Source organism: Pacificoceanicola algae (assembly GCF_049341065.1).
Taxonomy (GTDB): domain Bacteria; phylum Pseudomonadota; class Alphaproteobacteria; order Rhodobacterales; family Rhodobacteraceae; genus Pacificoceanicola.
In genome coordinates this window covers 1-10,249 of the sequence record NZ_JBMPIX010000047.1, presented here as the reverse complement: position 1 = coordinate 10,249, position 10,249 = coordinate 1, and the positions used below count along the sequence as shown (strand labels likewise).

The following is a 10,249-nucleotide window of genomic DNA, read 5'->3' as shown; positions in this document are numbered from 1 at the left end:
CTGCTCACGAAGGCCTTCTCGCAGGCGGGTCACGCGTCAGGAACACATCAAATCAATGGGCCCGAACCGCCGCATACATAGGTCCAAGTCGCGGGAGATAAATTCGCTGCCATTGTCGACCCGAATGGTGTTCGGATAGCGAAATTGTACGGAGTCAAAGTCTTTGCTTGTCGCCACTGCCACTGTTTGTCTTATCCTTCTCAGCATGAGGACAAACAGTCTCGTGCGTTCAGGCGCGGGGAGGTTGCGCGCGCGCGTCTGAATTGGGAGCAAGGCGAATGGGGCCAGCGTCCGAAGGGGATGCACAAGGTTACGTTTCGGCGACGGACAAATGTTGTCGAAGCAGCGGACGTAGAGATAGACGCTGAAACCATGCGCCTTCTGTCTGCTTTCCAGCGGCGCTTCTCTGGTGACGAATTGTGATGGGGGGGGTAAAACTCTGCCTCGTTTAGTTTGAGGACTGGCGAGAGAAGGCAAATTCCCAGATTCACAAAATGGGGATTTTCACCAAACAAACTGTTCATGTGGGGGGAGGCGTGGGGGCAGTTGCCAATTAGTCGTCACATTCTCTTTGAAATCAAAGTCTTATCGGGGTTTTGTGGCGGAGGGAAAGGGACCCCCGTCGAACCTTCTTTTGTGGATGCCGCTCGGTTTGCAAGGATTTTCTGACCTTATGGACATGTGATCGAGTGCGTACTTTTGTCAGGCCTGTTCGTGCGGCTGACTTGGCGCCGCTGGCCGGGATGGTGATGCGCGGATCAGGTCCAAATCTCCAACAGCGAGCTCGGGGCTCGGAGAAGGTTTCTGGTTTTCCCTACCCGGATCATGTCGATCATGTGCCCATTCTGATCATGCCTTCCTCACAACTCGTTGGCCCGGATGTCTGTGCTGTGCCGGATCAGGCGCCGATCAGCACCGGGCCGCGATAGTTCTCGTTTCGCGACAGCATCGCCCAGACGCCCCGCGCCATCTTGTTCGCCAGCGCGACGGCCACGACCGGTATCGGCTTCCGCTCCAGCATCCGCGCCAGCCAGGAGCCCGCGGGAGCACCCCGGCGTGAGGCCCAGCGGATCACCGCGGTCGCCCCGATGACCAGCAATCGTCGGATATCGCGTTGCCCCATCTTCGAGGTCTTCCCCAGCTTCTGCTTGCCGCCCGAGGAATGCTGCCGCGGCACCAGGCCGAGCCAGGCGGCGAAATCACGACCCCGGCGGAACTGCTCCATCGGCGGCGCGAAGGTCTCGACCGCCAGTGCGGTGATCGGGCCTACACCCGGCATCGTCTGCAACCGTCGGGGCATCTCGGCCTCGTTCGACATGGCGGCGATCCTAGCCTTCAGCGCGTTGATCCGATCGGTCAGTTGCGCGATCTGCTCGATGAGCATCCGGCAAATATCGCGTGCCAGATCAGGAATGCCGGCGTCAGGATCTGCGACGACCCGTGCCAGACGCGGGACATAGCCGATCCCTACGGGCGCAATGTAGCCAAACTCGTACAGATGGGACCGGAGCGCATTCACGGCTTCGGTGCGTTGTTTCACGAGTTGCTCGCGCGTGCGGAACGCGACGGCACGGGCCTGTTGTTCTGCGGTCTTGGGTTCCACGAACCGCATCGTCGGTCGCAGCGCGGCTTCGACAATCGCCTCTGCATCGGCGGCATCGTTTTTCTGGCGCTTCAGAAACGGCTTGACGTAGAGCGGGGCGATCAGCCGGACCCGGTGCCCGTACCTGGTCAACTCCCGCGCCCAATGATGGGCGCTGGGGCACGCCTCCATCGCCACTTCGCAAGCCGGATGGTTCGCTATGAACCGCGCGAATTGCGGCCGCGACAGCTTCTTGCGGAACACGACGGACCCGTCCGCCGCGGCGCCGTGCACCTGGAACACGTTCTTTGCAAGATCGACGCCGATGATGCTAACTTCTTCCATGGATGCCCTCTCCTTCAGCTTGTGTTTCAACACCGCAAGCTTGGCACATTGCGATGCCGTCTGGGGAGAGCGGCATCCACCCCATCTCTAACCTGTAAGATATTGAAAATACTATATTATCCGTCGCATCGAGAGCTCAGATACTGGCCCATCCTCGAGAATTAGACTTCGCAGTCGGTCAAGAACGCTTCGACCATTTGCCACATCAATGCTTGCGGTCTCCAGGATTGTTTCGTGGCCGGTTATTCGATGTCGAGCGTGAACAAGCTCTGTTGCACCCAGCCCCGGATGATGCGGATACAAAAGCGTAAGGCGCGGCGCGCGGTAAAGCTGTCCATAGGCCATCATCTGGTAGACATCGCCTTGTGAGACGCCCTGTTTTGGATCGTCGATCCGGGAGGAGATCCTCTTCCATTTCGTGTCAATCACATGAGTTACGGAGCCAGCACGACGGATCAGGATATCTGGCCTAGTCTGGAAAAGCCCTCGCTCGGTTGTTTCTGCGGAAAGGCAGAAAAGACGCCCGCCCTGAAGGGAAACCGTCAGGTCCGTTCCAGCCAGTGCCCGAGAAATCAGACGCCCGACATATTCCTCGAATAGAGTGTTCATCTCAAAAAGCAGTGCCGTTCCCTGACCCGCGCCACCAGTCGTCGTCTGATATCGACCTTCCAGGAAGAGACGGGCCATGCTCAGAAGCTCCTGCCACCGGCGATTGGTGCGGTCGATCACCACGTCATCCCATCGCAATGCCGAGGGCGAAATATCCGCGATGTCCGCATACACAAAAGCCAGTTCTCGCAGCCGCTGTTGATTTCCCGGACTCCGAGACATCCGCGAGAGGTGCAACACGGCGGCTTTCATGATCCGGTTCAACGACTTGTCTTCCGACAAGACGTCAAATTGGCATGCGAGACGTGAAGGGTTGACGGCGTGTCGGGTGAACTGACGTGCTACGTCCAGCCTGCCGCGCAAGGCAGAAAGATCGTGCTCTTGCTCGACATAGCGGCGCGGCATTCCTTTCCGAACGGCCTCGGTAAGCTTGTCGCAAAAAATCCGGATCAGGATTTCCAGCAACGTCTCTTGCTGCCACGCCAATTCTGTTAGCGACCCGAGATCGAGTTTCAGATTTAGAGCGACGGCCAGCATGTGGATCAGCCGTTTCCTGATTGCCGCATTCTGCTTTTCAACAGGTTCTTCCGCAGCAACATCGATCTTCGGCAGGATCTCAAGACTACAGCTACCTGCGGCCAGGATACCGACAACACCCCGTGCGCGGAGTGCATGCCTACCGTGTTCAAGCACCCCGCTGCCGCCCCTTCCAGCAAAGGCCGAACGCCCAGCCAAAGCCGCAAGCTGATCCGCGAAATGTGCCGGGATCTGCCCGTCTCCGTCACCATAGGAGAGTTTTTCCCATTCGCGAACGGTGTAGGATTGCATCAGGCTTCAAACTCCGAAAAGTCGAAGTCTGCCTTGACGCTCCAACGCAGCTTTTCGCCTGCCAGTTCATCTTTCGCAAATCCGGCGGCTGGCGGTGACAGCTTCTTGGCTTCAAGGAAATACGCTGCGGCCTTTCCATCCCCGTCGGCCAACACGGCGGCGACCTTGGACCAATCATCATAAAAATACTCAGCCAAGAGCGGAATGACCTTGTGGCGCATCACGTCTTCTGGTCCGCCCGATTGCCGCAACCGGTGAAATAGGCATGGCCGATCTGATGTTCGCGGTCGAACAGGTACTCTATACGATCGTTGATCGTGGACAGAAGGGTGCGAAGGTTAATGCCGCCGACGTCCTCAGAAAGGACTGTCGGGTCAGGCATCAACTCCTGAAACGTGAACCGGCGGCGCAATGCAGTGTCGAGCAACGCAATCGAGCGATCCGCCGTGTTCATGGTGCCCACGATGTGCAAATTAGGCGGCACAGCGAAACGCTTCTTGGAGTACGGAAGCTGAACGCGAAGTTCGTTGTCTGCCCCCAAACGTTTGTCCTGTTCCAGTAGTGTAATGAGTTCACCAAAGACCTTGGAAATGTTCGCTCGGTTTATTTCATCTATGATCAGAACGAAATTCTCTGGTTGTGTCGGCACATCTTCGTCGCCCACACGACCAAGATTCAAATAACACTCGAGGGCGGCAATGTTTAAGCGATCCTTTTTAAGGCCGTATATCGTCTTCTGCGTGAAGTTACTGTCATGGATTTCGTCCACAGGAACACCGTCGCGATCTACCCAAAACCACTGAACTGATCGCCTATGTGAGTAATGCCCGCTCTCACGGCGAATGTATTCGTAATCTCCGACGACTTTCCCAATTGCGCGAAATTGAAAATTTCCCTTGGAAACAACCAAGATATCGCCAACAGAAACCTTGTTTCGAAAATGGTGTGTCATCGCCGCGACCCCATTTGGAGTGGCGTAGAGCTCTTCGTCAGTCTGTTCACACCAAGCGCGAATATTGTCATAATTTTCGTAGACTTCGGCGCTCCAGTCGTGATCGACAAACCCAAACAATGCGATGGATTTCTCGATAGCTTCCTCGAAAATCGCTTCCCCGCCGCGTGTCCCTGCTTCTCCCAACGACATCTGATGAACATTGCGCCCTTCCAGCGTCACCAGATCATGTTGAACCTCTTTTGCCAGATCCTGGTCCGGCGCTCCACCAGTTCGGACTTCAGCCCGTTTGGAGATCCGATAAAAAATGCCCGGGACCGGCTCAAGGCGGAAGCCCGCGCTCGTTTCCGTCTCCTGCTCCGCATCCGTTACTGGCCTCAATCCCTCGACGAATTCTTCGTATGACATGGACTGGTGAAATGTCGTAAATTCGATCCTGCCCTCGCCAACAAGACGTCGATATTCAGCCATCAGTGCGTCCCGGTCGCCTTTAAACGGGGCGGCGGTATCGTCGCCCAGACAAAGCCGCACCGCCTCCCACGCCGTTGCATAGGTCTTACCGGTGCCAGGTGGGCCATAGAGGATAAGATTCGTGGCGGTTTGCGAATGGCTGTCTGCGATTGTTTTCATTGTCCGCTGCTTCCCGTCTTCACGAACATCAAACGTGAAAGTTGTTGTCGTACTCGCGTCCGGGCCTTCCTGAACAGGCGGCGGCACACCGGCAAGCTCTTGAAACTTCTTACCCTTCAATGCCTGGCACACGTTGGGCCAAGCCTCGTTCAACATTAGCTCTTTACTCAAATCACCTGCCCGGATCGAAACATAGGCCTCCCCACGTTCGCGAGCAGGAGCGATGAAGTAGTTCAGTGCGCAAAGGCGGATGCGATCCGCATCGCGGACCAAGAATGGCTTGTCTGTCGGAAAGGCAACGGGTTGGTCCTGTTCATCGACGATGATATACCCGGAATTGTGGAGCGCTGCAGCGGAATAGCTCGGCCCTCCCCAGCCGCCAGAACTCCCAACCCGACCATTTGCCCCATAATGAACTGGCTTCGATGGAAAAATCCGGTTCTTTCGTGGTTTTGACGAGCGCACCCAGAAGTCCTTTGGCGTTCGAAAATTCTTGCCCAGAAATGGCCCATCTTCACCAGTTTCGCGATATGCCTCATAGGCATCCATCGCGCCTTCGATTTCCACGCGCGCCATTTGTTTGATAACTGCGTCATTCGACTGCTTTGATGGGTCACTGCTCCGAAAACTGTCGTACAGCCGCAAGGCCTGTTTTAAGCTCGCTAGTCCATTTCGCAGATTTCCATCGATAGAAATCGGCGACGGGTTTGGTCTGTCATCACGCTCGTCTTCAGCGCTGTACGAAAATTGAGCAGAAAGCGTCTCGTATCCCACGGCGTCCAACCGTTCATCAAGATCACCTATGGCAGCTTCAATGCGTTTCGCACTGCTGACCCTCGATCCGATTGTTTTTTCATCAGAACCCGAATTTTCGAGCCACGATCGGAATTCTTGTTCTCTCATCGCGCGCCTCGAAAACAAAAAGACTCAATTACTTAGAAATCTGGCAAGGTTAGCCAAGACTTTTGCCGAAACAATATCAGAAATCGATTATCCAAAAAAGTCATCCCGGAAGCGATCAATTTGGTGCATCCGCTCATGAAGGATTGTAACCACGCCGATGTCGCCGTTTGACAACCAGCGCCAATACACAAAGTGCCTTTGATACCGGAAATAGTATCCGTCCCCCCCGAACTCTGCCGGAACAGGTTTCGACGAGGACCGATGTTTTTCGATCATCTCAAAAGCTTCGAACATACCGGTGATATAGCGGTCCGCCTGCGCTTCGCCCCACCGGTCCCGCGTATAGCGGTAAATGTCGTCGAGCCGGAGTGAGGCCGCCTCCTGGATGCGAAAGGTCATCCAGCCTTCCGGTTCCGCGCGATGACTTCAGCAGCGCTGAGCGGCTTGTAGCTCTCCTCCGGTGCCGCGAAGGCGCGGGTCAGTTCGGCCTTCAGACGGTCGAAGGCCTCCGCTTCCGTCCGTTCCTTGTCACGCCGGATGAGGTCACGAACATACTCGCTGATGTTCTCATAGGACCCGTTATCGCCTACGTTCGCTGCAACGAAATCGCTGAGAGCGCCGCTAAGGCGGACTGTCATGGTTGTGGTGCGGGACATTGCACAAGCTCCGATCAGGGTTCGTGTCTTCAATATAACTAATATTACCCACGTCGCAAGCTCCAGATTGCCCTTTTGCCCTGCGGCTCAACCGCCTTCTTCTCCGGCATGCCTGTCTGCCAGCGCCAGAAAGACATAGAGCACCACGTCGGAATTTCTGGCAAGGGCGATGAGATGGTCGCCGCTTGGTCCCCGCTCGCCCGCGAACCAGTATTTCACAGTCCGTTCGCTTGCGCCGGTCCAGCGCATGGCCGACTTGATCGCCCGATGGGTGGATCCAAGCTCTTCGTGCAGTGCCATTGCGATCGCCCGGCGATAGTCCGTCTGTTCAGCATCCAGGTGCACAACTGTGCCCATCTTCGGCACAACTGTGCCCATCTTGATCCGCATCATCTCGTCCCTTTCCGTTAAATACTTGGAAGGAGACATGAAAACGGCAGAATCGAATTTTGAGCAGAGTTGGAACACGAGGCCAACCGTCAGGAGACGCCAGGATGATATGCCAGTGAAATAGATCGGGTGGGCTGAATTGGCCGGAGCAAATTTGAAAACGACCAGCGGCCCCGAGCCCTCTCCCCCGCTTCGGCGCGCTGCCGAATATGTCCGCATGTCGACCGAACATCAGAAATACTCGACCGAAAACCAGTCCGACGCCATTCTCGCCTATGCTGCAAGTCAGGGCATGGAAATTGTTCAAACCTACGCAGATGCGGGCAAAAGCGGCCTCAGGATCGAAGGGCGCGAGGCGCTGCAGCGCCTGATCCGGGATGTGGAGGAAGGTACCGCCGATTTCGACGTCATCCTGGCCTATGATGTCAGCCGCTGGGGGCGGTTTCAGGATGCCGAGGAATCGGCCTATTACGAATACATCTGCCGCCGCGCTGGCAAGCAGGTTCAGTATTGCGCCGAGCAGTTCGAGAATGACGGCAGCCCGGTTGCGACCATCGTCAAGGGCGTCAAACGTGCCATGGCTGGGGAATACAGCCGCGAGCTGTCGACCAAGGTCTTTGCCGGGCAATGCCGTCTGATCGAAATGGGATATCGTCAAGGGGGTGCGGCAGGCTACGGCCTGAGACGGGTTCTGCTGGATGAGCAAGGGCAGCCGAAGGCCGAGCTGAGACGCGGCGAGCATAAAAGCCTGCAGACGGATCGTGTAATTCTTGCTCCGGGGCCTGCGGAGGAAGTAGAGACCGTTCGCTGGATCTATGCGCGATTTCTCAAGCAACGGAAGTCTGAGAGCGAAATTGCGGCCGAACTCAATGAGCGAGGCATCCTGACCGATCTTGATCGCGCCTGGACCCGCGCAACAGTTCATCAGATCCTGACCAACGAAAAATACATTGGCAACAACGTCTACAACCGACGTTCATTCAAGCTGAAACGGAAGCATGTCGCAAACGAACCGCAAATGTGGATCCGGGCTGATGGCGCATTCGATGCAATTGTTGAACAAAAACAGTTTCATAAGGTTCAGGGCATCATTGAGGAGCGAAACCGGCGGTATTCCGATGACGAGATGCTGGCAAGGCTGAACAAGCTATTTCAGCGTCACGGCTATATATCCGGGCTGGTGATCGACGAGACTGATGGGCTGCCCTCCAGTGGCGCATATGCCCATCGGTTTGGAAGCCTTTTGCGCGCCTATGAACTTGTCGGTTTCAAGCCAGATCGTGACTACAGATACATCGAAATCAACCGCCTGCTTCGAGCGTTCCACGCCAGCGCGGTTGATCATGTCATGGACGAGATCAACCGTCTTGGTGGTACAATTACAAGGCACGCCGCGACTGGTTTGCTGACCCTCAATGAGGAATTCAGCGCGTCCATCATCGTGGCGCGCTGCCGTCAGACCAATGCCGGGACGTTGCGTTGGAAAGTGCGCTTCGACACAGGTCTTGCCCCCGATATCACCATTGCGATCCGGATGGACCGCAGCAACGAGGCCGCTCTCGATTATTACCTTCTGCCCCAAATAGAGATGCGAACAAACCGGCTGGGGCTTACTGAGGAGAATGGCCTGATGCTGGATGCCTTCCGCTTCGATACGCTCGATTTCTTATTCGACATGGCGCGGCGCGTCCCGGTGTCGGAAGTCGCACCATGGTGACCGGGTTCAATCAGACGACGACTGTGCTGTGCATACCGATTGCAGCAATAACAGTCGAAAACCCACGTGAGCGTTCCGAGAAAACGTTTCGAGAGCTTGTTGAAAGCATCGAAAAGGTGGGGCTGAAAAAGCCGATCACGGTGTCACGTGCTGTCGAGGGCGGCGAAGATCAATACCGGCTTGTATGTGGCCAGGGCCGAATGGAGGCGTTCTCTGCCCTCGGCCAGACTCATATCCATGCCATTGTTATAGAGGCCGATGAAGAAGAACGGCTTTTGCGCAGTGTTATTGAGAATATAGCCCGGCGCCAGCACCGCCCGCTCGAACTGTTGCAGGATATCGGTCTGTTGCGGGAACGCGGAAACTCTGACCAGCAGATTGCCAGCAAGACGGGTCTCTCCCTCGCCTATGTCCGCGAAATCGGAGAACTGATTGCAAAAGGCGAGGAACGGCTGCTGATTGCCGTGGAGACCGGCCACATGCCACTCAGCGTCGCGCTATACATTGCTCGGGCGGAAGATGACGATGTTCAGAAAGCGCTGGAAGCCGCTTATCAATCGGGTGAGTTGCGTGGAAAGAAGCTCCTTGAGGCACGCCGCCTCGTAGAGTTGCGCCAGCGCCACGGTAAACACAATGCAATTTCCGGGCGCAAAGGGAAACGGACCCGAATGACATCGGCGGCGCTGGTGCGTGTCTATCGTGCAGAGGCCGAACGCCAGGGCGACATGGTCCGCAGGGCAGACCAGACGCGCAGCAACTTGCTGTTCATCGATGCCGCATTCCAGTCCCTGCTGAAGGACGAGAATTATCTGACCCTGCTCAGGGCCGAAGGTCTCGATACCCTGCCGCAGATGATTGTCGACGGTCTTCGGGAGGCGCGTACATGAAAGACCCTGGAACAGCATCGGATCAGACGGTGGGACCTGGTTTTGAGTCAGCAACCCTGAACATCCCCATTGCTGCGATCCTGCCGGTCAAGCAACTGCCTGCGACAGTGGCCACGAGCGCAAAATACGCCCAGATTGCCGCATCCATCCGGGAAGTTGGCCTGATCGAACCGCCCGTTGTCGCCCGCAACCGAAGCCAAAAAGATACGTTCATACTGCTTGATGGTCACGTCAGGTTGCAGGTCTTGAAGGAGATGGACCAGGAAAGCGTGACATGCCTTGTCGCAACCGATGATGAAGCCTTCACATACAACAAGCGCATCAGCCGGTTGGCGACCATACAGGAACACAAGATGATCCTGCGCGCGGTTGAAAGAGGCGTTTCCGAGACCCGGATCGCGGCCGCCTTGAACGTGGACGTGGCGCTAATCCGACGCAAGCGTACACTTCTGAACGGGATCTGTCCCGAAGTCGCGGATCTCCTGAAAGCAAAGCACTGCCCGCTCAACTGCTTCAGGGCACTGCGCAAAATGAAGCCCATGCGCCAGATACAGGCTGCCGAATTGATGATCGCGGCGAACAACTATTCTGTCGCCTACGCAGATGCCATTTTAGCCGCAACCGAAGCGGGTGACTTTGGAGTGCCCCCACTGAAGTGGTCCACCTTTTGGGATAGAATTATCCCGTTTTCAGGAGGACGACGAGATGGCTGGCAAGCGAGAGAAGCCCGAGGATATCGTGCTGAAGCTG

At 56.2% G+C, this 10,249-nt stretch carries 9 protein-coding genes and 1 pseudogene; 3 read left to right on the top strand and 7 right to left on the bottom strand.

The genetic code is table 11. The features are described from left to right. Positions 1–898: 898 nt before the first annotated feature. The 7 genes and pseudogenes from ACOYQJ_RS25770 to ACOYQJ_RS25740 all read right to left on the bottom strand — a co-directional run bounded on the left by ACOYQJ_RS25770 (position 899) and on the right by ACOYQJ_RS25740 (position 6,895). Positions 899–1,927: an IS110 family RNA-guided transposase gene (locus tag ACOYQJ_RS25770; protein ID WP_422908745.1), complete on the bottom strand. Its 1,029-nt coding sequence runs from the start codon at positions 1,925–1,927 to the stop codon at positions 899–901. A 111-nt stretch (positions 1,928–2,038) separates the two neighbouring features. After that, positions 2,039–3,364, bottom strand: coding sequence for an McrC family protein (locus ACOYQJ_RS25765; protein ID WP_422908744.1), 1,326 nt, complete (start codon positions 3,362–3,364; stop codon positions 2,039–2,041). Continuing rightward, on the bottom strand, positions 3,364–3,585 hold the full coding sequence (locus tag ACOYQJ_RS25760; protein WP_422908743.1) for a hypothetical protein: 222 nt from the start codon (positions 3,583–3,585) through the stop codon (positions 3,364–3,366). The genes ACOYQJ_RS25765 and ACOYQJ_RS25760 overlap by 1 nt, the downstream gene beginning before the upstream one ends. Next, positions 3,586–4,508, bottom strand: a pseudogene (locus ACOYQJ_RS26280) (DUF8426 domain-containing protein); the annotation flags it as partial. It abuts the gene before it with no gap. Between the two features lie 1,428 nt (positions 4,509–5,936). Further along, complete coding sequence (locus tag ACOYQJ_RS25750) at positions 5,937–6,248, bottom strand: type II toxin-antitoxin system RelE/ParE family toxin (RefSeq protein ID WP_422908741.1); 312 nt, start codon at positions 6,246–6,248, stop codon at positions 5,937–5,939. Continuing rightward, the gene (locus ACOYQJ_RS25745; RefSeq protein WP_089279614.1) at positions 6,245–6,505 is read right to left on the bottom strand and encodes a ribbon-helix-helix domain-containing protein; all 261 of its coding nucleotides are present in this window, start codon (positions 6,503–6,505) and stop codon (positions 6,245–6,247) included. Before ACOYQJ_RS25745 ends, ACOYQJ_RS25750 begins: the two co-directional genes overlap by 4 nt. Positions 6,506–6,592: 87 nt before the next feature. Next, a complete protein-coding gene (locus ACOYQJ_RS25740) occupies positions 6,593–6,895 on the bottom strand; it encodes an XRE family transcriptional regulator (RefSeq protein WP_422908746.1) in 303 nt (100 codons plus the stop codon). 154 nt (positions 6,896–7,049) lie between these two features. On the opposite strand from ACOYQJ_RS25740, the gene ACOYQJ_RS25735 reads away from it, so the two are divergent. From ACOYQJ_RS25735 to ACOYQJ_RS25725, 3 genes are all read left to right on the top strand, one after another. Continuing rightward, a complete protein-coding gene (locus ACOYQJ_RS25735) occupies positions 7,050–8,612 on the top strand; it encodes a recombinase family protein (protein WP_422908740.1) in 1,563 nt (520 codons plus the stop codon). Next, on the top strand, positions 8,606–9,499 hold the full coding sequence (locus ACOYQJ_RS25730; RefSeq protein ID WP_422908739.1) for a ParB/RepB/Spo0J family partition protein: 894 nt from the start codon (positions 8,606–8,608) through the stop codon (positions 9,497–9,499). The genes ACOYQJ_RS25735 and ACOYQJ_RS25730 overlap by 7 nt, the downstream gene beginning before the upstream one ends. Further along, positions 9,496–10,249 (top strand): plasmid partitioning protein RepB C-terminal domain-containing protein (locus tag ACOYQJ_RS25725; RefSeq protein ID WP_422908738.1); only part of this gene is annotated, 754 nt, incomplete at its 3' end. The genes ACOYQJ_RS25730 and ACOYQJ_RS25725, both read left to right, overlap by 4 nt.